The organism is Actinopolyspora sp. BKK2, from assembly GCF_011291845.1.
In the GTDB taxonomy this organism is placed as follows: Bacteria; Actinomycetota; Actinomycetes; order Mycobacteriales; family Pseudonocardiaceae; genus Actinopolyspora; species Actinopolyspora saharensis.
In genome coordinates this window covers 1-22,172 of record NZ_JAANTE010000001.1, presented here as the reverse complement: position 1 = coordinate 22,172, position 22,172 = coordinate 1, and the positions used below count along the sequence as shown (strand labels likewise).

The 22,172-nt window shown below is 68.9% G+C and carries 20 protein-coding genes and 1 rRNA gene; 2 read left to right on the top strand and 19 right to left on the bottom strand.

Annotation, left to right across the window (positions count from 1 at the left end; all coding sequences use genetic code 11):
• Positions 1 to 92 precede the first annotated feature (92 nt).
• The 4 genes from G9Q41_RS00110 to cmk form a co-directional block, all read right to left on the bottom strand.
• Positions 93 to 926, bottom strand: a complete 834-nt coding sequence (locus tag G9Q41_RS00110; protein WP_165631664.1) for an aldo/keto reductase — start codon at positions 924 to 926, stop codon at positions 93 to 95.
• Between the two features lie 87 nt (positions 927 to 1,013).
• On the bottom strand, positions 1,014 to 2,459 hold the full coding sequence (der, locus tag G9Q41_RS00105) for a ribosome biogenesis GTPase Der (RefSeq protein WP_092521761.1): 1,446 nt from the start codon (positions 2,457 to 2,459) through the stop codon (positions 1,014 to 1,016).
• Positions 2,460 to 2,472: 13 nt separating this feature from the next.
• The gene (locus tag G9Q41_RS00100; RefSeq protein ID WP_242686990.1) at positions 2,473 to 3,069 is read right to left on the bottom strand and encodes a lysophospholipid acyltransferase family protein; all 597 of its coding nucleotides are present in this window, start codon (positions 3,067 to 3,069) and stop codon (positions 2,473 to 2,475) included.
• A 92-nt stretch (positions 3,070 to 3,161) separates the two neighbouring features.
• A complete protein-coding gene (gene cmk / locus G9Q41_RS00095) occupies positions 3,162 to 3,887 on the bottom strand; it encodes a (d)CMP kinase (RefSeq protein ID WP_165631666.1) in 726 nt (241 codons plus the stop codon).
• A 203-nt stretch (positions 3,888 to 4,090) separates the two neighbouring features.
• Between cmk and G9Q41_RS00090 the strand changes: the two genes are divergently transcribed.
• Together G9Q41_RS00090 and G9Q41_RS00085 are read left to right on the top strand one after the other, a co-directional pair.
• The gene (locus G9Q41_RS00090) at positions 4,091 to 4,573 is read left to right on the top strand and encodes a cation:proton antiporter regulatory subunit (RefSeq protein WP_165631667.1); all 483 of its coding nucleotides are present in this window, start codon (positions 4,091 to 4,093) and stop codon (positions 4,571 to 4,573) included.
• 37 nt (positions 4,574 to 4,610) lie between these two features.
• Positions 4,611 to 5,789, top strand: coding sequence for a cation:proton antiporter (locus tag G9Q41_RS00085; RefSeq protein ID WP_165631668.1), 1,179 nt, complete (start codon positions 4,611 to 4,613; stop codon positions 5,787 to 5,789).
• A 56-nt stretch (positions 5,790 to 5,845) separates the two neighbouring features.
• Here the strand turns inward: G9Q41_RS00085 and G9Q41_RS00080 are convergent, their stop codons facing one another.
• The 15 genes from G9Q41_RS00080 to rrf all read right to left on the bottom strand — a co-directional run bounded on the left by G9Q41_RS00080 (position 5,846) and on the right by rrf (position 21,918).
• Complete coding sequence (locus G9Q41_RS00080) at positions 5,846 to 6,631, bottom strand: pseudouridine synthase (RefSeq protein WP_092521766.1); 786 nt, start codon at positions 6,629 to 6,631, stop codon at positions 5,846 to 5,848.
• On the bottom strand, positions 6,615 to 7,277 hold the full coding sequence (gene scpB / locus G9Q41_RS00075) for an SMC-Scp complex subunit ScpB (RefSeq protein WP_165631669.1): 663 nt from the start codon (positions 7,275 to 7,277) through the stop codon (positions 6,615 to 6,617). Before scpB ends, G9Q41_RS00080 begins: the two co-directional genes overlap by 17 nt.
• Positions 7,274 to 8,098 carry a segregation/condensation protein A gene (locus G9Q41_RS00070; RefSeq protein WP_092522786.1) on the bottom strand — a complete coding sequence of 275 codons (825 nt, stop codon included), beginning with the start codon at positions 8,096 to 8,098 and terminating at the stop codon, positions 7,274 to 7,276. Before G9Q41_RS00070 ends, scpB begins: the two co-directional genes overlap by 4 nt.
• A 295-nt stretch (positions 8,099 to 8,393) precedes the next feature.
• Positions 8,394 to 9,341 (bottom strand): ParA family protein, encoded by a 948-nt coding sequence (locus G9Q41_RS00065; RefSeq protein ID WP_092521768.1) that lies wholly within the window; start codon positions 9,339 to 9,341, stop codon positions 8,394 to 8,396.
• A 165-nt stretch (positions 9,342 to 9,506) separates the two neighbouring features.
• The gene (gene xerD / locus G9Q41_RS00060) at positions 9,507 to 10,448 is read right to left on the bottom strand and encodes a site-specific tyrosine recombinase XerD (protein WP_165631670.1); all 942 of its coding nucleotides are present in this window, start codon (positions 10,446 to 10,448) and stop codon (positions 9,507 to 9,509) included.
• A 310-nt stretch (positions 10,449 to 10,758) separates the two neighbouring features.
• Positions 10,759 to 11,427 (bottom strand): NUDIX hydrolase, encoded by a 669-nt coding sequence (locus G9Q41_RS00055; RefSeq protein ID WP_092521770.1) that lies wholly within the window; start codon positions 11,425 to 11,427, stop codon positions 10,759 to 10,761.
• Positions 11,428 to 11,679: 252 nt separating this feature from the next.
• A complete protein-coding gene (locus G9Q41_RS00050) occupies positions 11,680 to 13,386 on the bottom strand; it encodes a CTP synthase (protein ID WP_092521771.1) in 1,707 nt (568 codons plus the stop codon).
• Between the two features lie 341 nt (positions 13,387 to 13,727).
• A complete protein-coding gene (steA, locus tag G9Q41_RS00045) occupies positions 13,728 to 14,924 on the bottom strand; it encodes a putative cytokinetic ring protein SteA (RefSeq protein ID WP_165631671.1) in 1,197 nt (398 codons plus the stop codon).
• A gap of 194 nt (positions 14,925 to 15,118) precedes the next feature.
• Positions 15,119 to 16,897, bottom strand: coding sequence for a DNA repair protein RecN (recN, locus tag G9Q41_RS00040; RefSeq protein ID WP_165631672.1), 1,779 nt, complete (start codon positions 16,895 to 16,897; stop codon positions 15,119 to 15,121).
• A 118-nt stretch (positions 16,898 to 17,015) separates the two neighbouring features.
• Entirely contained in the window at positions 17,016 to 17,909 is an 894-nt protein-coding gene (locus tag G9Q41_RS00035) for an NAD kinase (RefSeq protein ID WP_092521774.1), read from the bottom strand.
• Positions 17,906 to 18,778, bottom strand: coding sequence for a TlyA family RNA methyltransferase (locus G9Q41_RS00030; protein WP_245695647.1), 873 nt, complete (start codon positions 18,776 to 18,778; stop codon positions 17,906 to 17,908). The genes G9Q41_RS00035 and G9Q41_RS00030 overlap by 4 nt, the downstream gene beginning before the upstream one ends.
• Positions 18,779 to 18,782: 4 nt before the next feature.
• Positions 18,783 to 19,025, bottom strand: a complete 243-nt coding sequence (locus tag G9Q41_RS00025) for a hypothetical protein (RefSeq protein ID WP_092521776.1) — start codon at positions 19,023 to 19,025, stop codon at positions 18,783 to 18,785.
• Positions 19,026 to 19,259: 234 nt separating this feature from the next.
• A complete protein-coding gene (locus G9Q41_RS00020; RefSeq protein ID WP_165631673.1) occupies positions 19,260 to 20,294 on the bottom strand; it encodes an HAD-IIA family hydrolase in 1,035 nt (344 codons plus the stop codon).
• A 44-nt stretch (positions 20,295 to 20,338) separates the two neighbouring features.
• A complete protein-coding gene (locus tag G9Q41_RS21655; RefSeq protein ID WP_242686989.1) occupies positions 20,339 to 21,085 on the bottom strand; it encodes a hypothetical protein in 747 nt (248 codons plus the stop codon).
• A 715-nt stretch (positions 21,086 to 21,800) separates the two neighbouring features.
• Positions 21,801 to 21,918, bottom strand: a 5S ribosomal RNA gene (gene rrf / locus G9Q41_RS00010).
• Between the last annotated feature and the right edge of the window lie 254 nt (positions 21,919 to 22,172).

The window sequence follows — 22,172 nt, the reverse complement described above, 5'->3', positions numbered from 1 at the left end:
GGTTTCCCCGCCTCGGCTCACGTGCGGGTGCGGGCGGGGTGGAGGCTCCGCCCGCACCCGGAGCTACTCACGCGAAACCCCGCTGCGGGGCCTCAGAGGATCTCCAGCGGTTGCGGCCCCTCCGGGGCGGGGAAACGTTCGTCCAGCTCGGTCAGCTCCTCCGCGGAGAGCACCATGTCCAGGGCCGAGCGATTCCGCTCGACGTGCTCGATCGTGGCTGCCTTGGGAATCGCGCACACACCGTCCCGGCTCAGCACCCACGCCAGGGCCACCTGGGCGGGAGTGGCCCCTCGTCGTGCGGCCAGCCGGCCCAGCACCGGGTCGTCGAGCACGCGGCCCTGCTCGATCGGGGAGTAAGCCATGACGGGAAGTCCCCGATCGCGGGACCACGGCAACAGGTCGAGCTCGGGACCGCGCCGAGTCAGGTTGTACAGCACCTGGTCGGTCTGCACTCCTGTCCCCGCCGAGGTGGCGAACAGCTCGTCCATGTCCGCCGGATCGAAGTTGCTGACCCCGAAGTAACGGATCTTGCCGCTCCGGCGCAGCTCCTCGAAGGCCTCCATGGTCTCCTCCAGCGGCACGGAGCCACGCCAGTGCAGCAGGTACAGATCCAGCCGGTCGGTGCCCAACCGCCGCAGACTGCGCTCGCAGGCGGCCACCGCACCGGCGCGGTCGGCGTTGTGCGGGAACACCTTCGACACCACGAACGCCTCGTCCCTGCGCCCGGACAACGCCGTACCGACCACCTGCTCGGCACCGCCCGAGCCGTACATCTCGGCGGTGTCCACCAACCGGATCCCCAGGTCGAGGCCGTGCCGAAGCGCGTTCACCTCCGCGTCGCGCTCGGAGGCGCGCTCCCCCATGCCCCAGGTTCCCTGGCCCAGCACGGGCAGATCCTCCCCGCCGGGCAGCCGCAGACAACGCATCACTGCACACCTTCCGTCGAGCTCGGAAACGGCCGGTGCCGGGCGTGCACCTCCCGGCCGAACACGGTGGTCGAGCAGGCACCGCCGCTACTTCCGCATGCTCTTGCTCTCCTTGACCCGGACGACCACGCGCACCGGCGATCCCTCGAACCCGAAGGATTCCCGGAATCTGCGCTCCAGGAACCTGCGGTACCCCGCCTCGATGAATCCCGAGCTGAACAGCACGAGGGTGGGCGGACGCGTGTGCGCCTGGGTCGCGAACATGATCTTGGACTGCTTGCCGCCCCGGACCGGAGGCGGCTGCGCCGCCACGATGTCCGAGATCCAGGAGTTGATCCTGCCCGTGGAGATGCGCTGATCCCACGACTCCAGGGCCCGGCGCAGCGAAGGGGCCAGCTTGCCGATGGCCCGACCGGTCTCGGCCGAGACGTTGACCCGCTCGGCCCAGCGAACCTGCACGAGATCGCGGTCGATCTCCTTCTCCAGGCTCCTCCTGCGGTCCTCGTCGACCAGGTCCCACTTGTTGTAGGCGATCACCAGTGCCCTGCCCGACTCGATGACCATGCTGATGATGCGCAGGTCCTGCTCGGTCAACGGGTTCGACCCGTCGATGAGCACGATGACCACCTCAGCGGCCTCGATGGCCGCCTTGGTGCGCAGGGAGGCGTAGTACTCCGTCCCGTCCGCCGTCTTGACCCGCCTGCGCAGTCCGGCGGTGTCCACGAAACGCCACACCTCGCCGTCCAGCTCCACCAGCGAATCGACGGGATCCACCGTGGTTCCCGAGGTCTCGTCGACGACGGCGCGCTGCTCGCCGACCAGCTTGTTGAGCATGCTGGACTTGCCCACGTTGGGCTTTCCGACCAGGGCCACCCGGCGCGGACCACCGCCTCCGCCGAACCGCTCGCGCGGGGTCTCGGGGAACGCGCGCAGCACCTCGTCCAGCAGGTCCCCCGATCCGCGCCCGTGCAGCGCGCTGACCGGATAAGGCTGCCCCAGTCCCAGCGACCACAGCTCCGCGACCTCGGCCTCCGCGCGCTGGTCGTCGACCTTGTTGGCCACGACCAGCACCGGACGCTTGGAACGGCGCAGCACCTTGGCCGCGGCCTCGTCGGTGGCGCTGGACCCCACGTTCGCGTCGACCACGAGCAGAATCGCGTCGGCCGCGGACATGGCCATCTCCGCCTGGGAGGTCACACTCGCGTAGACGCCCTCGGCGTCCGGGTCCCAGCCACCGGTGTCGACGATCGTGAAGCTGCGCCCGTTCCACACGGCGTCGTAGCTCACCCTGTCCCGCGTGACGCCGGGGGTGTCCTTGACCACTGCCTGGCGACGCCCCAGCAACCGGTTCACCAGGGTCGACTTGCCGACGTTGGGCCTGCCCACGACCGCGAGCACGGGTTGCCCCGCCGTCGACTCCTCGTCCTCGTGTTGCTCGTCCACATCGTCGTAATCGGCCCAGTCCGCTTCGTCGGACCAGGTGCCGTCGAGGCCGGCGCCGTCACTGGCGTCGGCAAGCGGCTCTTCGCTCACGCCTCGTTACCTCTCACGTAGTCGTCTCGGTGTCGAAACCGGACCCGGGCCCGTCCAGCTCCGCGAGCAGTCCGGCCAGCTCGGTGCGTATTCGTTCGGTCGCCGCGGCCAGCCCGGCCCTGCCGCGAACTTCGGGCGGATCGACGGGTTCGCCGACCAGGACGTCCACCTCGGGGCGGAAACGACGCCGCCCCGACACCGGAGCCGTTCCCCTGCAGGCGACCGGAACGAGCCGTGCCCCGGTGGAACGTGCCAGCCAGGCCGCTCCGTGCCGTGCGTCGGCCATTCCGCCCTCGCGAGTCCCCTCGGGAAACACTCCGAGCACGCCGCCGGAACGCAGCACCCGAGTCGCGACCGAGAGCGCACCGCGGTCGGGAGCTCCCCTCCGAACCGGTATCTGACCCAGTTTACGCAGCACCCACCCGAGAACGCCGTGGAACAGCTCGTGCTTGACCAGAAACGCGGCACCGCGCGGCAGTACACCGAACAGCACGGGGCCGTCCACGAGAGAGCTGTGGTTGGCGACGAGCACCACGGGGCCACTCTCCGGAAACCGCTCGGCGTGCCGAACGCGGATCCGGTAGACCGACCGCAGTACGGCCCCGCCCATCGCGCGACCGAATCGGCGCAACCCGGCGGAACTCCCCGCGGGCAGCATACCCGGTTCGGACCGACCGCGTCGCCAACGACTCCCCGCCGAGCTCATTTGCCCGTCCGTTCCGACGCCACCAGCAGCCCCCGCTCCTCGACGAGCTCGTGCAACCGCCCCAGCACCTGTTCGACGTCCAGCTCAGTGGTGTCCACCAGGACGGCGTCCTCGGCCATCCGCAACGGCGCGACCTGCCTGTTCGAGTCGAGCGCGTCCCTGCGGCGCACGTCGGCGTGCACCCGCTGCGGATCGGAGGCGCGCCCCGCGGCGGCGTCCTGCGTCGACCTGCGCTGCGCCCTGGCGTCCGAGGAAGCGGTGAGGTACACCTTCAGCCCGGCCTCCGGCACCACCACCGTCCCGACATCGCGCCCCTCGACGACGACCCCGCCACCGGACCCGGTGACCGCGGTGATCAACCTGCGCTGCTCGGCCACCAGCATCTCGCGCACCTCGGACACCGCCGAGACGGCGGAAACGGCCCCGGTCACCGCCTCACCCCTGATCTCATCGCCGACGTCGTCGCCGTCGAGCAGCACCCCGGGAAGCTCCGGGTCCATGCGCATCACCACGCGGGAATCCCGCACGACGCGGGCCACTTCCTCCGGATCCTCGGGGGAAACCCCGGTACGCAGCACGGCCGAGGTCACGGCACGGTACATCGCCCCGGTGTCCAGATAAGCAGCCCTCAGCGAGCCGGCGAGCCTGCGAGCGGTCGTGGATTTCCCCGTCCCCGACGGCCCGTCAACCGCCACGATTCCGTTGAGCTCGGGCTGGGACACCTCGGACGACCTCCTCTACCGTGCCGGATCGCATCGCTCGGTCGGACTAACCGACCGACCCCTCATTCTGCCTGTCCGCGAACGGGACCACTCAATCGCGTCCCCACGAACTCCTCCGCGGTGGCGCCGGGGCCGAGCACGATCCGCGCAATTCCGACCGGTGGGGGTGCCCGTCCCGGCGGCAAGATCCTAGGATCGAGGGCGTGGACGTCACCGTGACCCCGCTGCCGGGGCTGGGCACGCAGCAGGAATTCACCACCGGTTCGGGACGCAGAATCGGGGTGATCACGTATCGGGACGGTCGAATGGAACTGATCGTGTCGGATCCGCAGGATCCGGACAAGATCTGCGCCGCGACCGACCTGACCGGGGAGGAGACCAGCACCCTCGCCAACCTCCTCGGAGCGCCGCAGCTGGTGGGCAAGCTGACCGAGCAGCAGCGCGAGGTCACCGGGGTCACCACCTGGCAGTTGCCCCTCGTGAGCGGTTCCCCCTACGACGGGCGGAGCCTGGGCGAGACCGAGATGCGCAGCAGGACCTCGGTCTCGATCGTCGCCGTCATCCGGGACGGCTCGGTGCACCCCTCCCCCCGCCCGGATTTCGTGTTCGCCGGAGACGACCTCGTGGTCGTGGTCGGCACCGCCGAGGGGCTCCGCGCGGCCAACGAGATCCTGGAGAACGGCTGAGCGGATCCGGCGCGGGCCGGTCGGCGAGAGGAAGCAGGTGCAACACACGGCGAGCGCGCTGATCGAGCTGGGAGCCGTCTTCTTCGGGCTGGGAATACTCGGCCGGCTCGCCTGGCGAATCGGTGTTTCCCCCGTTCCGCTCTACCTGATCGGCGGATTGGCCTTCGGTCAGGGCGGGGTGATCCCGCTGACGGGGATCGAGCCGTTCACCGAGCTCGCCTCGGAGATCGGTGTCGTGCTGCTCCTGCTGCTGCTCGGCCTGGAGTACTCGGCAGGCGAGCTGGTCACCGGGCTGCGGCGCTCCTGGTCGGCGGGTTTGATCGACGTGGCGCTCAACGCGATCCCGGGAGCCCTGGTCGCCGTCATGCTCGGCTGGGGGCCGACGGCGGCCATCGTGCTCGCCGGGGTCACCTACATCTCCTCCTCCGGGATCATCGCCAAGGTCCTCGGCGACCTCGGCAGGCTCGGCAACAGGGAAACCCCGGTGGTGCTGTCGATCCTCGTGTTCGAGGACCTGGCCATGGCCGTTTACCTGCCGATACTGACCGCTCTGCTGGCCGGTGTCGGTCTCGTCGGAGGCCTCGGCACGGTCGGCGTGTCTCTGCTTGCGGTCAGCCTGGTGCTGGTCCTGGCGCTGCGCTACGGGCGCTACGTGTCGGCGCTGGTGGACAGTCCGGACCCCGAGGTGTTCCTGCTGCGCCTGCTGGGAGCGGCACTGCTCGTGGCGGGAGTCGCCTCCCAGTTGCAGGTCTCGGCGGCGGTGGGGGCCTTCCTGCTCGGCATCGCGATCTCGGGGTCCACGGCGACCAACGCCACCAGAATGCTGACTCCGCTGCGCGACCTGTTCGCCGCGGTGTTCTTCGTGGTGTTCGGACTCAACACCGACCCCTCGGCCATCCCGCCCGTACTGCCCTTCGCGCTGCTGCTGGTGGTGCTGACCACGACCACGAAGTTCGTCACCGGCTGGCTGGCCGCGCGCAAGCAGGGCATTCGGCGGATGGGGCGCGCCAGGGCCGGGGCGGCTCTCATAGCCCGGGGCGAGTTCTCCATCGTCATCGCCGGACTCGCGGTGGGATCCGGGGCGGTCACCGGTCAGCTGGCAGCGCTGTCCACCACCTACGTACTGCTGATGGCGGTCATCGGCCCCGTGGCCGCCCGGCTCGTGGAGCCGGTGGCGCAACGGGTGGTCGACTCGCGCGCCGACGCGCGGACGTGACCCCCTCCGGACTGCACGAGCGCGCGAACGCGCCCGAGGTCACAGCCCCACGGCGGTCACAGCCCCACGGCGCGGTACAGCGATCCGAGCTCCTTGTTGTCCAGCGGACGAATCGCCCCCGGGCGCTCGTTGGTCAGGCGCACCGAACCGATGCCCGTGCGCACCAGCCGCTGCACCGGGTAGCCCGCTTCCTTGAACAAGCGGCGCACGATGCGCTTGCGCCCCTCGTGCAGCACGACCTGCACCATGGTGCGCGTTCCGCTGTCGTTGCGGTCGATCATCTTGAAGGAGTCGACCCGAGCCAGCCCGTCCTCGAGCTCGATGCCCTCCTTGACCGTGCGCCCCAGGTCCTTGGGAATCGGTCCCTGCAGCTCGGCGAGGTAGGTCTTGGGCACCCGGTAGGAGGGGTGCATGAGCCGATTGGCCAGCTCCCCGTCGTTGCTGATCAGCAGCAACCCCTCGGTGTTGAAGTCCAGACGGCCGATGTGGAACAGCCGCCCGTTCCGCTTGGGCAGGTAGTCACCGATGCAGGGGCGGTCCTGCTCGTCGGACATCGTCGACAGGATCCCCGCGGGTTTGTTCAGCAGCAGGTGCGTGGCCTCCTGGTCGACCACGATCCTCGTGCCGTCCACGTGGATCACCGAGCTGGAGGGGTCCACCCGGGTTCCGAGGGTGGTCACGGGAACACCGTCGACCTCCACGCGCCCCTCGTTGATCATTTCCTCGGCCGCGCGCCGGGAAGCGACCCCGGCCTGCGACAGCACTTTCTGCAGCCGGACACCGGCTTCTTCCCTCTCCCGGGTATCGGTGTTCGAGCCTGTCGAATCACGTTTCTGAGACATCATCGATCGCATCCACTTCGGGCAACAACGGGGCCAACGGCGGCAGATCCCGCAACGAGGACAGACCGAGCCGTTCGAGGAACAACTCCGTCGTACAGTAAGCGGTGCCGCCTGATTCGGGATCCGTACCGGCCTCGTGGATGAGTCCACGCGCCAACAGAGTACGTATTACCCCGTCCACGTTAACACCGCGCACGGCAGCCACCTTCGAGCGAGTCACCGGTTGCCGGTAGGCGATCACCGCGAGGGTTTCCAGCGCCGCCTTGGTGAGCTTGGCACGCTGCCCGTCGAGCAGGTAGCGCTCCACCACGGGCGCGTAGACGTCGCGGGTGTAGAACCTCCACCCCTCGCCGACCTTGCGCAGGTCGATCCCGCTGCCCGCGGCCGCGTAGCTCTCTGCGAGCCCGTGCAGCGCCTCCCGCACCCGTTCCACGGGCTGGTCCACGCTCTCGGCCAGCAGCTCTTCCCCGGCCGGCACGTCCACGACCAGCAGCAGCGCCTCCAAAGCCGCTCTGAGGGCCCGCTCGGAGCTCAGGTCGGGCCACTCGCTCCCCCCGGTGGCGCTCGCGGAACCGCCCTGCGCACCGCCGCGGGACGCGTCCTCCTCCGGAACGCCGGACTCACCGGTCCGCTCCCCTTCGTTCACCCGTAATCCTCTTCCTCTGCGCTCTCCCGCTCCTCCGCCGCAACCGAGCGGGCCTCCTCCGCGCTGCCCCCCACCCAGCGCACCAGCAGCTCGTCCAGCGGAGCGGACTGTTCGAACATCACAACGGTTTCCCGGAACAACTCGAGCAGGGCCAAAAACCGCGCGATCACCTCGATGGTGGCCGTGCAGTCCCGGACCACCTCGGTGAAGCTCGCGCTGCCCCGCTCCGCGAGCATCACGCGCAGCACGGCGGCGTGTTCGCGCACCGACACCTGGTGCTGGTGCAGGTGCTCGAGCGAGACCTCCGGAGGAGGGGCGGGGCGGAACACCGCCGCGGCCACCTCGGCCAGTCCGTCCGCGTCGACGCCGAGCACCACTTCCGGCATCAGGTCGAGATAGCGCTGCTCCAGCGAAACCGCGCGCGGATACCTGCGCAGCGCGCCTGCCTCCAGCTGTCTGAACAACTCGGCCACCCGCTTGTAGGCCCGGTACTGCAGCAGCCGGGCGAACAGGAGATCCCGCGCCTCCAGCAGTGCCAGGTCCTCCTCGTCCTCGACCTCGGCAGCCGGAACCAGTCGAGCCGCCTTGAGATCGAGCAGGGTGGCCGCGACCACGAGGAACTCGCTCGTCTCGTCGAGGTCGGAACGCTGCCCCAGCTCCTTGGTGTAGGCGATGAAGTCATCGGTCACGCGGTGCAGCGCCACCTCGGTGACATCGAGCTGGTGCTGCGAGATGAGCTGCAGCAGCAGGTCGAAGGGCCCCTCGAAATTCTCGAGCCGCACCGTGAAGCGCCCGCCGGGCGACTCCTGCGCCTCCGCCAGCTCCGGAAGCTCCTGCGACGTCTCGCCCTCAGCGATTCGTGCCTCGCTCACATCTCCTCATTACCAGACCACAAAGCCCTTTCCGTCCCGGTCGGCGATCCCTCCCGCCGGTTCCCCGCGCGCCCGCCCGGGAAGCGGCCCACCGACGTCGGGACCGCCCCGCACGAGCGCCGCGCGGAAGGGGCCGCGGCGGCACCGCACGCGCAGTGGGGTGCTCGCAGCACTTCCCGAGCCGGAAGCACCGCACCGGCCGCCGACGCGGCCGGAGGGATTCGAGCCCGCGGCCCGGAACCGCTCACCGGGCGATGACTTCGCGGGCCAGCGAGCGGTACGCCTTCGAACCGGAGGATCGCGGCGCCCAACGGGTGATCGGCTCCCCCGCGACGGTGGTTTCCGGGAAGCGCACCGTGCGGTTGATCACGCTGTCGAACACGATATCGCCGAAGGCCTCGACCACCCGGGACATCACTTCACGCGAGTGAAGTGTACGCGGATCGAACATGGTCGCCAGAATCCCGCTGATCTCCAGATCCGGATTCAGTCTCTCCCGCACCTTCTCGATCGTGTCGATGAGTAACGCGACACCGCGCAGACTGAAGAACTCACATTCCAGCGGGATCATCACGCCGTGGGCCGCGGCCAGGGCGTTGACCGTGAGCAGCCCGAGCGAGGGCTGGCAGTCGATCAACACGAAATCGTACTCCGCGAGCACGGGACGCAACCCCCTTTCCAGAGATTGCTCCCTGCCGACCTCGGCGACGAGCTGAACCTCCGCCGCCGACAGATCGATGTTGCTCGGCAGCAGGTCCATACCTGCCACGCTGGTCGATCTGATCACTTCCCGCAGACCCGTCGAACGCTCCATGAGGACGTTGTAGATGGTTTGCTCCAGCTGGTGCGGTTGCACCCCGAGGCCGACCGACAGTGCACCTTGCGGATCGAAATCGACCAGCAGCACCTTGCGCCCGTACTCGGCGAGCGCGGCCCCCAGATTGATGGTGGAGGTGGTCTTGCCGACACCGCCCTTCTGGTTGCACATCGCCAGTACAGTGGCTGGGCCGTGCGTCTCCAGAGGAGAAGGCTCGGGAATGTGCCGACGTGGCCTCCCGGTGGGGCCGACGTTTCCACCGATCGGATCGCTGTCGGGGACCTCCCCGTTGGCCAGCTCCGAAGCGTCCGGGGTGATGCTCAGGTCGACCGCGCCCCGGTACCGCCCACCGGCGGAGGGCTGCGGCGTCGACATGGCGGTGGTGACTCCTTAGTTGTGCGACGGCGTTCGAGAAACCTCTTCGGTGCGCAGCCTAGGCGGCACGCGCACACGGCGGCAACGCGCCTCGCCGTTGCCACGGCGAAAAGCTTCACGTCGCCGCGCGACCCGTCAGCGACGGGCCACCGGATACTTTCGGACTCAGTCGTGGGCGCGAGGATGCGTCGTGGCGTACACCTCGCGCAGCGTGTTCATGGTGACCATTGTGTACACCTGAGTCGTCGCGACGGACGCGTGCCCGAGAAGCTCCTGCACGACCCGGACATCCGCCCCTCCCTCCAACAGGTGAGTGGCGAAGGAGTGCCGCAAGGTGTGCGGCGAGACCGAGCTCGTCAACCCCGCCCTGGTGGCGGCCGCTTTCAGGACGCTCCAGGCACTCTGCCTGGACAGTCTACCTCCCCTGACGTTGAGGAACAGCGCAGCAGCCTGCGCTTTCCCCGTCGCCAGACTCGGCCGCGCCCGGACGAGGTAGGCCTCCACCGCCTCCAACGCGGGACGTCCTACGGGGACTCGACGTTGACCACCCCCCTTTCCGTCGAGCAGCACCGTGCGCTCGTGCGTGTCCACATCGTCCACGTCGAGCCCCACCACCTCGGATATGCGGGCCCCGCTGGAGTACAGCAACTCCAGCAGAGCGCGATCCCGCAGCCCGCGGGGGCCGCCGATCGTTCCGCTGTCCAACAGGCGCAGCACCTCGTCCAGGGACAGCGCCTTGGGCAGTCTGCGCGGCAGAGCGGGCGGAGTGACCTCGCTCGCCGGATCGTGCTGGACGTGTCCCTCCACGAAGGCGAACCTGTGCAGCCCGCGAACCGCCACGATCGTGCGCGCCGCCGAGGCCGGGGCCAACGCGACTCCGCCGTGCTCCCCGGTGCGCAGCGTGGCGAGGAACTCGCCCACCAGTTCGGGGGAGATCTCCCGCAACGTCCCGACACCGGATTCGACCAGATACCCCCCGTACCGACGCAGATCGCGCGTGTACGCCTCCAAGGTACTCGAAGCGGTGCCGCGTTCCACCACGAGATGATTCAGATAGGCACCGAACACCCGGCGCAACTCTTCCGGAAGTTCGTCGAGATCCACCATCGGGACGCTCCTGCTGCGGGGACCGGCCGCGCCCGGGGCGCGCGTTCTGACGGGACTGCGTCCTTGGCGCCCTCACCGGGCCTTTCCGGGCGAGCCACCCGACCGGTTCGTCATTTCCCGGCTCGGGCAACACCGGCACACCACCCGATCTGCTCGGGCACCACCGCGGGGCGTCCCACGTTGCTCCCGGGAGGACGATCCCGCCCGCTCAGCGGAACCGCTCCCGAAGCGGGGGACTCACGGGACAGAGCGGGTCCCCCGGTAATCGCTGCGAACGACCGACCCGCGGCGGGAGCACGGAGCACACCGGTCAGTCCGCGGATCTGGCGGCGAAGCGGGTCGGCCGGTCCGTCCACTCCGCGTCACCGGATCTGGGGCGAACGTGCCCGTCCCGCACGGCCCTGGCCGCCAGCAGGCCCGAAACGGCCGGAGCGTTGACGATCTCCCCCGCGAAGACCGATTCGACCGCCCGGTCGAGCGGCACTCTGTCCACGACGAGATCGGCCTCCTCGTCGGCGACCGGTTCCGGACGAGCGACCTCGCTCAGCCCACGGGCCAGGTAGACCCGTTCGGCCTGGTCGGTGAATCCGGGCGAAGCAGCCACGTCCACCAACACCGACCAGTCCCGCGCGGCGAGACCGACCTCCTCGGCCAGCTCGCGCTGCGCGGTGTTCCGGGGGGACTCCCCGCGCACGTCGAGCAGCCCGGCAGGCAGCTCCCACAGCCTGCGCCCCAGCGGGTAGCGGTACTGGTGGACGAGAACCACTCTGTCCCACTCGTCCAGCGCGACCACCGCGACGGCCCCGGGGTGCTCGACGACCTCCCTGCGGGAGCGCCCTCCGCCGGGCATCGCGACCTCGTCACTGCGCAACGCCAGGATATTGCCGACGTAGACGTCGGAGGTGGACAGCGTCGTGAACGGGTGCCGACCGTTGGTACGGCTGATCGGCCCTTCCGCGGGCCCGGAGTTCGCGGACATCTCGCTCCTGACTGGTGCTTTCCTGTCGTGCGTGCGGACGACCGGTGTGGTTCTCGGCGCGGGCAGCCGCCGAAGACCCCGCACGAGCAACTCGCCCCGCCGCGGCCCCGGCGTGCGCTCCCGCACGGGCGGCCCCGACGTCGTGCAGCACGACGCTACCCGATGTCGGGGCCCCGATCACGGAACGACCGGGAACTCCGCCGAGTGCCACCTCGTGCGGGCCGGGCGGAAAGCCTCGAGGAGCGGATCCGCTCAGGCGCCGGCCGTCGTCTGAGCGGACTCGGGAAGTTCGACCGGCAGCCTCTCGGCGGCCCGGTAGTCCAACGCGGCACGCACGAACGAGCTGAACAGCGGGTGTGGACGGGTCGGCCTGCTGGTCAGCTCCGGATGGGCCTGGGTTCCGACGAAGAACGGGTGCTGCTCCCGCGGCAGCTCGAGGAACTCGACGAGACGTTCGTCCGGCGATGTTCCGGAGAACACGATCCCCGCGTCGCTCAAACGCTGCCTGTAGGAGTTGTTCACCTCGTAGCGGTGCCGGTGCCGTTCGGACACCCGGAGGCTGTCGTAGGCCTCGGCCACGATCGAGCCCTCCTGCAGCACCGCCGGATAGGTTCCCAGCCGCATGGTTCCGCCCATGTCGCGCTCGCCGCTGACCACGTCGTGCTGATCGGCCATCGTGCTGATCACCGGATGCCGACAGGAACTCGCGAACTCCGTGGAGTTGGCATTGGGCAGTTCGGCCAGATCACGCGCGGCCTCGATGACCATGCACTGCAGGCCCAGGCACAGCCCCAGCACGGGAATGCTGTTCGTCCTGGCGTACTCGATCGCGCCGAGCTTGCCCTCGATTCCACGCACCCCGAACCCGCCGGGGATCAACACTCCGTCCATTCCGGACAGGGCGCGGGCCGCGGCCGCTTCGCCCTCGCAGTCGTCCGAGGGCACCCAGTTGATCTCCACCTTGGCGCGGTGGGCGAATCCCCCCGCCCGCAGCGCCTCCGTGACCGAGAGGTAGGCGTCCGGCAGATCCACGTACTTGCCGACCAGGGCTATCCGCACCGTCTCGGTCGGACTGTGCACGCGCTCGAGCAGATCGCTCCAGACCGACCAGTCCACGTCCCGGAAGGGCAGTCCGAGCCTGCGGACCAGGTAGGCGTCCAGCCCCTCACCGTGCAGCACCCGGGGGATGTCGTAGATCGACGAGGCGTCGGGGCACGCCACGACCCCGTCGGAGTCGACATCGCACATCAGGGCGATCTTGTTCTTGAGCTCGGAGGACAGCTCGCGGTCGGCCCGGCACACCAGCGCGTCCGGGGCGATCCCGATGTTGCGCAACTCCTTGACCGAGTGCTGGGTCGGTTTCGTCTTGAGCTCGCCGGAGGGGGCGAGGTAGGGAACCAGGGAAACGTGCAGGAAAAAGCAGTGGTCACGACCGACGTCGTGCCGAAGCTGCCGGCACGCCTCCAGGAACGGAAGGGACTCGATGTCGCCGATCGTTCCGCCGATCTCGGTGATCACGACGTCCGGCGTCTGGCCGTTCTCGTCGGGCTCGGCCATCGCGCGAACCCGAGCCTTGATCTGGTCCGTGATGTGCGGGATGACCTGAACGGTGTCCCCGAGATACTCGCCACGCCGTTCCTTCGCGATCACGGTGGAATACACCTGACCGGTGGTGATGTTGGCGTTGCGCGTCAGAGCCCGATCGAGGAAACGCTCGTAGTGCCCGATGTCGAGATCTGTCTCGGCCCCGTCGTCCGTGACGAATACCTCGCCGTGCTGGAACGGATTCATCGTTCCCGGATCAACGTTGAGATACGGGTCGAGCTTTTGCATGGTCACCCGCAGTCCGCGGGAGGTGAGCAATTCGCCCAGGCTGGAAGCCGTGAGCCCTTTGCCGAGTGAGGAGGAAACTCCTCCTGTTACGAATACATGCTTGATCGTCCGTGCTTGCGGCACCAAGAAAAGCTCCCCGTGGTCGATGCCGTCACCGTGCAGGTGTTTGTGCTGGCAGGAACGCTGACACCGCCGCTCCCACGGGACTTCAGCATATCTCACTGGTTCGGCGGAGCGCAGTTGACCCCACCGGACTCGTCGCACGCCCGGTTCCACGCTGCGCACACGCTGGGTAACCAGAAAATCAGCCTTCCGAATTATGCCGCTACGCGCAGTTGTCGTGCATGCTCGTCCGGGACGAAGTACAACCGAGCCGGCCCGGTGCGACGCTCCCTCCCCCAATCGCGCCGGGTCCAGCCGGGCGGCTGTCACGTGCGCACGCCGCCCGGCACACCACAAGCAGCGAGCTAGGTGATCATCCCCGTGCAGAACTCGAGAACCGCCTCCGCGAACCCCCCGAGGACGGTGAGGTAGGGAGCGCCGACCCCGGACGCGGCCAGCGCGAGGAGCCCCATCAGCAACACGCCGAACGCCAGCACGAGAAACACGATGTTCGACAGGCGACTGCGCTCGAACTCCATCGCCGCCGAGCCGTCCACGACTTTTCCGGCCAGGCGCATGCGGGTCAGGAACGTGGAAGGATTGCTCAGACTCCGCTCACGGTCGAGAAACTCCTCCAGGCTCGCCCTGGATCCCGCGATCACCACGAGCGCCGCTCCGTGCACGTCAGCCAGCAACAGGGCCAGGTCCTCCGGATTCCCGCCCGCGGGAAAGGTCACCGCTCCGATCCCGAGCTCCTGAACGCGGGCCGTCCCGGGCGCGTGTCCGTCGGGTCCCGCTGGAATGACCACCTCGCCCGCTTCCCCGAGCGTCCGCTCGGTCAGCAGTGTGGGATCACCCACGATCACATCGGGCGTCAGGCCGTGGGCGCGCAGCGTGTCCGCCCCCTCCGAGACGCCGATCAGCACCGGGCAGTGCTCGCGCACGTACCGGCGCAGCCGCCCGAGCTCGACCGCGTGCCCCTCACCCGGAGCCAGCACGAGCACGTGACGCCCCAACATCTCGACCCGGACCTCGGGCACCCCGATGCCGTCCAGCACGAGCATGCGCTCCCTGCGCAGGAACTCGGCGGTGTTGGTCGAGAACTCCGCCACCCGCGCCGACATCGCGGACTTGGCTTCGCTCATGCGGGCGGCGACGGTCTCGGCGTCCTGCTCCGAACCGTGCACGAGCAGCTCCTCGCCGCGCTTCCCGCGCAGGAAGACCCCACCGCTGTGCAGCCGCACAGTGGCACCGTCCCTGAGCCCGCGAAGGGCTTCGGGCCCCACGTCGTCGATCAGTTTGACCCCAGCGGCCAGCAACACCTCCGGCCCGAGGTTCGGATACTTTCCCGAGATGGAGGAGGAGGCATTGATCACCGCGGAGACCTCGTGGGCGACCAGCGTCTCCGCGGTACGACGATCGAGATCGACCCGATCGAGGAAAACGATGTCCCTGGCAGCGATACGTTGCGGAAGCGCACCGTCGCGTCGCTGCAGACGAGCGGTCCCGGTTATTCCCGGCAATGTCTCCTGCTGACTTCCGAGCAGGCCACTGAGTCGCATATACCGATGGTGACAAAACAGCCACGTAGCGCTGTTGCGCCACGCCGAGCACCTCCCGCGGCTCCCGTGCACTCGCGGAAACCGCGGTGACGAAAAACGACCGTCCCCCGCCCGGAGGGCCTCCGGGCGGGGGACGGTCGCACGTGGTTGCACGAGAACCGCTCCACCGGACGGGACGGTCCGGGGCGGTCCGGTCACTCCTGCCGGGGGGCCTCGCCCGCGTGCTCCGCCTTGTACCTATCCGCCACCGCGAGCAGCTCCTCGGCGTGGGCGCGTCCGGTCTCGGTGGAGTCGAGTCCGGCCAACATCCGGGCCAGCTCGGAAACCCGCTGTTCGTCGGCCACGACGCGTACATCGCTGTGCGTGAAACCGCTCGTCCCCGCGGCCTTGTCCACCACGAGGTGACGATCGGCGTAAGCGGCCACCTGAGGCAGGTGCGTCACCACCACCACCTGGTGGCTGCGGGAGAGCCGCGCGAGCCTGCGACCGATCTCCACCGCAGCCCGACCACCGACCCCCGCGTCGACCTCGTCGAAAACGAGCGTGGGCACGGTGTCGGCGTCCGCGAGGACGACCTCCAGCCCCAGCATCACCCGGGAGAGTTCACCCCCCGAAGCCCCCTTGTGCAGGGGAAGCGCGGGACCGCCCGGATGCGAGCGCAGCAACATCTCCACGTCGTCGACGCCGTCAGGGCCTGCGTGCACCGACTCCCCGTCCAAGGTGATCGCCTCGGAGTCCGAACCGCCCGCCCTGTTCGGGGTCACCGACACGTCGAACTCGGCCTGGGCCATGGCGAGCCCGGCCAACTCGTCGGTGACCGCCTTGGCCAGGCGTTTGGCCGCTTCGACACGGGCCTCGGTGAGCGTGCGCGCGTGCTCGACGAGCTGCTCGGCCAGTCGGTCCCGCTGCGCGGCCAGTTCGGCCAGGGCCTCCTCGGAGGTGTCCATCCCCCGGAGGCGCTCGCGGGCCTGTTCGGCCCACTCGAGCACACCGTCGACGTTCTCGGCGTACTTCCTCGTCAACTGCTTGAGCTCCGCCTGGCGGGCCAGGACCCGTTCGAGCTCGGCCGGATCAGCCTGGAGGTCCTCCAGATAGCCGCTCAGGTCCGCACCCACATCGCTCAGCACCGCAGCGGCCTCCGCGAGCCTGCCCTCCAACTCGCGAAGCCGCGGGTCCTCCGCCGAACCGAGCAGTCGCCGCGCCTGCCCGACCAGCGTGACCGCCCCGGTCGAGTCCGGGTCCTCCTCAGTGGCACCGCTCACCGAGGACAGAGCGCCAGTGGCCACCTCGCGCAGCTGGTCGATGTCGGAGAGCCGACGCGCCCGCTCGGTCAGCTCCGCGTCCTCCCCCGGCTGCGGGGCCAACGTCTCGATCTCGGAGAGGCCGTGCCTCAGGAGGTCGGCCTCGCGCTCCAGCTCGCGGGAGCGCTGCCTGCGATCTGCGAGTTCCCGGACCACCTCGATCCACTCGGAACGGACCCTGCGGTACTCCGCCAGGGGCTTCTCGACGGCGGCTCCGGCGAACCTGTCCAGGGCGGAACGCTGCTCACCAGTACGCAACAGCCGAAGCTGATCGTTCTGACCGTGCACGGCCAGCACCTGATCAGCGAGTTCGGACAGCACCGAGTTCGGCACCGAACGCCCCCCGAGGTGCGCCCGCGACCTGCCCTGCGCGTTGACACTGCGCACCGCGATCAAACTGCCGTCGTCATCGGGTTCGGCTCCCGCATCGCCGGCGACTCCGGCGGCTCCGGAGTCGAGCTCCACCGCGAAACGCCCCTCGACGACCGCCCGCGAAGCACCGTTTCGCACCCGGGAGCTGTCCGCACGCCCCCCGCTCAGCAGGTGGAGCCCGGTGACGACCATCGTCTTGCCCGCTCCGGTCTCACCCGTCACCACGGTCAAGCCCGGGTGCAGTTCGAGGGTGGCGCCGTCTATCACGCCCAGCCCTTGGATGTGCATCTCCGCCAACACAGCACGCACCCTAGCTGGAAGCGTCGAAGCGTGGGGGGCCCATCGCCCGGATCAAGCTCCTCGAGGTCAGCGAACCCGCTCGGTCCGCGCACTCGCCGTGCGCCCCCGCCGCGCCCTCCTACTCGGAAACAGGACCGCGCCACCCGTGCACCGGCAGCTCGAACTTGCGCACCAACCGGTCCGTGAACGAGGTGTCGTGCAAGCGCACCAGACGCAGCGGCTTCTCCGAGGCGAGCACCTCGACACGTGCCCCGGCCGGGAGGTCGAAGTGCCGTTGGCCGTCACAGCACAGCACGGCGTCGTGACCGTTGTGATCGACTTCCAGGGCCAGCACCGAATCGCGTGCCAGCACCAGCGGGCGGGCGAACAGGGCGTGCGCGTTGCTCGGGACGACGAGCAGGGCCTCCACCTCCGGCCAGACCACCGGTCCTCCGGCGGAGAAGGCGTAGGCCGTCGATCCCGTGGGCGTCGAGCACAGGACCCCGTCACAGCCGAACGTCGAAACCGGGTGGCCGTCCACTTCCACGACGACGTCGAGGATGCGCTCCCTGCTGCTCTTCTCGACGCTGGCCTCGTTGAGTGCCCAGGTCGTGGCGAGAACCTGGTTGCCGAGCCGCGCGGTGACGTCGATGGTCATCCGCTCGTCGACGTGGTAGCGCCCCTCGACCACCGCATCGACGGCCTCATCCAGCGCGTCGAAGTCGGCCCCGGCCAGAAAGCCGACCCTGCCCAGGTTCACCCCGAAAACCGGCACACCAGCCATCCTGGCGAGCTCGGAAGCACGCAGCAGCGTGCCGTCTCCCCCCAGGACCAGCACCAGCTCGGTGCCCTCGGCGGCCAGCGGTCCCGGAGCGACGACCCTGCTGTAACAGGTCGGGCTCAGCTGCGGTGCCTCCTCGGCGAGCACTCTGACCCGCATACCGGCACCGATCAGCCTGCCGGCCACCTTCTCGGCCGTGCCGAGGTTGTACTGCCTGCCCGTGTGGAGCACGAGAAGCACGTCGCGGTTCACAGGCCGTCACCCTCTTCGCGGTCCTTCGCGGAGGCCTGCACTCCGTCCTCCGAGTCCCCGGAGGAAGCGGTCACGGCCTCGGTAACCATGGTGGTCACGTCAGGGCGGGACTCCGTCGGTCGCCGGTTCAACCACACGAAGTACTCCACGTTCCCGGAAGGCCCGGGCAACGGGCTGGGAACCACCGCCCGCGGACGCAGTCCGTGCTCGCCCGCCGCACCGATCACCCCCACGACGGCCTCGGCGCGCAGGGCGGGATCACGTACCACCCCACCGGACCCGAGACGTTCCTTGCCCACCTCGAACTGCGGTTTGACCATGAGCACCAGATCGGACTCACTGTGCACGCACTCGCTCATGGCGGGCAGGACCAGGCGCAGCGAGATGAAGGAAAGATCCGCCACCACCAGGTCGACCGGTTCCCCGATGTCGGCGAGACTCAGGTTCCGCACGTTTCTCCGCTCGCGCACCACCACCCGCTCGTCGGTACGCAGCTTCCACTCCAACTGCCCGTAACCGACGTCGACGGCGACAACCTCGCGGACGTCCCTGCGCAGCAGCACATCGGTGAAACCGCCCGTGGAGGAGCCCGCGTCCAGGCAACGGCGTCCCTTGACCTCGAGGCCCTCGTTCTCGAAGGACTCCAGAGCGCCCAACAGCTTGTAGGCCCCTCGGGAAGCCCACTTCGGGTCCTCGACGTCCTCCGCGACCACGATCGAGGCGTTCTCCTCCACCGAGGTCGCGGGTTTGTGCGCGATGAAACCGCGTACCGTGACGCGCCCCGCGGAAATCAACTCGGCGGCGTGCTCGCGTGAGCGAGCGAGTTTCCGCCGCACCAGTTCCGAGTCCAACCGTGCTTTACGAGGCACCGCCTCAACTCCCGCTACCACTAGATCCGGACAACAGCTCGTCGGCCTGGTTCAGCGCATGCGTCAAAGCCTCGTGCACCGCGTCGAACCGCGCGACGTGTTCGGAGACCGGAACGTCGTCCAAGCCTTCCAAGGCGTCCACACAGCGCCGAACGGCCTCTTCGGCCTCCTGGACCCGCTTGGTGACCCCGTCAGCGGATTCGGCCGGGCCGAGCTCTCCACCCGCAGGCTGCCCCGTAGAAGCCATTACCTTCCCGCCTCATTCACACCAAGATAAGTGACACCAATCACAGCAGTCGAACGCCACAGCCGAAAAGAGCTCGAGCTTCGTGAACGTCACTACCACGCTATCGGACTACAAGAGCACCGTGGCACGAGCGAAGTCGGGACGCAGCGGCCCGCGGCCGCGGAGAACGGGGCGCGCGGGACTGCTCCACCGTGCGCGAAAGCCTGCGAACGCCGCAGCACCAACGCCGTGCTTCTAGTCCTGCATTCCCAACCCGTGCAGGACGGACTTGGCCACGTCGTCCCCGGCGCGCACCCGGACATCATCGCCACTGCTGACGCGCCACCAGGCCGCGCACAACGCGCGCAGGGCCGACAGCGCACCTCCCCCGAGAGCTTCGGGCTCAGCCGCGAACTCCCCGACAGTCGTGAGGGTCAGCCCGGTCGCATCCACTTCGACGTTCCAGGCCGACTGCTCCGCGACCACCGACTCCTCCGCCGGCGCGGACAGCGCCGTCAGATCGGCGGCCACGTGCTCGGGGCGTTGCCCCTCGGGGGCGGCGAGCAGCTCCCGCGGCCCGCTCACCCCGGTGAACACCAACAACGACGCCATACCGGCACGTCGAGCACCCGCGATGTCGGTTTCCAGCCGGTCTCCCACGAACAGGGGATTGATCGCCCCAGCGGAATCCGCGGCCCTGTCCACCAGGGGGCGCTCCGGTTTCCCCGCGACCTCCGGAGTCCGTCCGGTCGCCATCTCCAGCGCGTGCACCAGGGCGCCGTTGCCGGGCAGCTGGCCCCGTTCGGTAGGCAGGGTGGCGTCCCGATTGCAGGCGACCCAGTCGGCTCCGGCGCGGATGGCGAGGCAGGCCTCGGCGAGGTCGGCCCAGCTCGTGCTCTCGGAGTGCCCCTGCAGGACCGCGCTCGGGCCCGTTTCCGCCTCACGGACGGGGCGCAACCCGACCGCGGCGAGTTCGTCCGCCAGCGCGGCGGTTCCGAGCACCAGTACGGAAGCACCCTGTTCGATCCGCTCGGCGAGCAGCGCTGCCCCGGCTTGAGCACTCGTGCTCACCTCGGTGAGCGTGGCCGGGATCGAGAGTGAGTTCAACTTCTCGACCACAGCCTCCGGTGGCTTGGACGCGTTGTTGGTGACGTACCGGAGGGTTCCCCCGTTCGCGCGCACTCGCGAGACCGCGGCCTCCGCGCCGGGGATCGCGGTACCACCCCGGTACAACGTACCGTCCAGATCGAGCAGCAGCGCGTCGTGGCCCTCATCGAGTGCTTGCGACATACTCGTTCCCTCTCCGGGCCTCGGAGACGACTCGACCGGTTCGGTCAGTCCCAAACACCGAGGTCGACGTCACGTGAAGTGTCCGCCTGGCCGTCCTCGTCCCTGTTCGAGCCCTCGGTATCGGTCGCGACGTCCGCGTCGGCCTGCTCCACCAGCTTTTCGGCTTCTTCCGGCCCACCGAGCACCGGGACGAGCTCGTCCAACCTCTCCGGGGCATCGGTGGTCTCCTCGTCGTCGGCGTTGGCCGCGTGAACGAACCAGGTGAAGGCCTCCTCGTTGCGCCCCGCCGCGACCAGGTTGTCGGCGTAGGCGTAGAACAGCCGTACGCTCCACGACTCCTTGCGCTGCGGGTCCAGTTCGGGAATCTGGAGGGCGACCACGGCGGCCTCCAGTTGGCCCAGATCACGACGGGCCCCCGCGCCCACGATTCGCAACTCGATCTGCTCGTCCTTGGACAACTCCGAAACGTCCTCGGAACGGAGCAAGTCCAGAGCACGTTGCGGTCTGCCCAGGGCACGCTCGCAGTCGGCGATGATGGCGACGTGTGACTGGCCGCCCATGCGGCGGGCCGCACGAAGCTCGGAAAGCGCCTCGCTCCAGTTTCCGACGTGGTAGGCCGCTATCCCGTTCGCCTCCCGGGCCGCCGGTGTTCGCGACGCCTTCTTGCGCGCGTAGCGAGCGTGCTCCAGGGCCTGTTCCGGATCCGAGTCCAGCAACATGCCCGCTGCCACCACGTGGGCGCCGACGTCCTCCGCGACCATCTTCGGCAGCGAGCGGAAGTCCCGGCGCACCTCCGGATCCAGATGTGCCGCGTCCGCTCCCTCCGGAAGTTTCGGCGCCTTTGCTCGCCCCTCTGCTGCGGCGTTGGGCGCGGCGTTCTTGCCGGATCCTCGTCCACGTGCAGGCCCCTTGCGGAAGTCACCCTTGGAGGCGTCGTCGCGCCCACCACCCGCAGCGGACTTCCCGGTGCCGTGCGGAGGTTTTCCACCTCCCGCGGAACGTCTTCCATCGTTGCGGGAGTGCCCCGCTTTTCCGTTCCGTCCCCTCTCGGGGCCGCGATCCTGTCGCCGGTCGCCCCGCTGCTCGGTGCGACGTCGGTCATCACGTCTCGGTTCCGCGCGCGAACGATCCCCCCGCTTGTCGTCCCGTCCCTGGGACCGACCGCTCTGTTGAGTCGTGCGACTCCCCTTCGGCGCACGGGAGTCGCCACGTTCGGGTTTGCTCACGTGATTCGAACGCTTACCCTGTTCACGTCCGCTACCGGTGTCGTTTCCACGACTCCGAGCACCACGCCTGTCGTCAGAACCGGACACCGGACCTCCCCGAAGAACAATACGAATAACAACACCAGCTTAACCGCATACGAGCAGCAGTGTTGCCGCCGGTAGTGCCGATCGTTTCCCAGTTCACTGTGGTCTGGTGGCGCACTACGTTGTGGGCGTGTGGACGTGGCACACGTTTGTGCCCACCCCTCGCGTCGGGGGGTGGGCACAGTTTGGGGGGTTGGGTCGGCGGTGTCCGAGTCTCCCACACCCGTGGGGGTGCAGTACCTTAGGCGCTGGAGGGCTTAGCTTCCGGGTTCGGGATGGGCACCGGGCGTGTCCCCTCCGCTGTAGCCACCGACCCAAACACAGTGGGGGAATTACACCCGCATGTGTTGGTGGGGTTGGACCGTGTCCAGTTGTGGAACGGTGTGGTGGTGGTGGGTGTGGTGGCGGGCATCGTTGTGTGCTGACCCGTGCCCCCCCTTTGTGGGGGTGTGCGTGGGTGTGTGGGGGGTTCGTCGTTCGGCCGGTTAGTACCCGTCCACTGAACACATTGCTGTGCGTGCATGTCGGGCCTATCAACCCAGTCATCTGCTGGGGGCCTTATCCCACA

Bases quoted from the DNA above. Each gene is read 5' to 3' on its own strand.
- G9Q41_RS00055 (WP_092521770.1), bottom strand. From the start codon at position 11,427: ATGTCCGCGAACTCCGGGCCCGCGGAAGGGCCGATCAGCCGTACCAAC.
- xerD (WP_165631670.1), bottom strand. From the start codon at position 10,448: ATGGTGGATCTCGACGAACTTCCGGAAGAGTTGCGCCGGGTGTTCGGT.
- steA (WP_165631671.1), bottom strand. From the start codon at position 14,924: ATGCGACTCAGTGGCCTGCTCGGAAGTCAGCAGGAGACATTGCCGGGA.
- G9Q41_RS00020 (WP_165631673.1), bottom strand. From the start codon at position 20,294: ATGTCGCAAGCACTCGATGAGGGCCACGACGCGCTGCTGCTCGATCTG.
- G9Q41_RS00080 (WP_092521766.1), bottom strand. From the start codon at position 6,631: ATGTCTCAGAAACGTGATTCGACAGGCTCGAACACCGATACCCGGGAG.
- G9Q41_RS00065 (WP_092521768.1), bottom strand. From the start codon at position 9,341: ATGTCGACGCCGCAGCCCTCCGCCGGTGGGCGGTACCGGGGCGCGGTC.
- G9Q41_RS00025 (WP_092521776.1), bottom strand. From the start codon at position 19,025: ATGGCTTCTACGGGGCAGCCTGCGGGTGGAGAGCTCGGCCCGGCCGAA.
- G9Q41_RS00100 (WP_242686990.1), bottom strand. From the start codon at position 3,069: ATGGGCGGGGCCGTACTGCGGTCGGTCTACCGGATCCGCGTTCGGCAC.
- G9Q41_RS00110 (WP_165631664.1), bottom strand. From the start codon at position 926: ATGCGTTGTCTGCGGCTGCCCGGCGGGGAGGATCTGCCCGTGCTGGGC.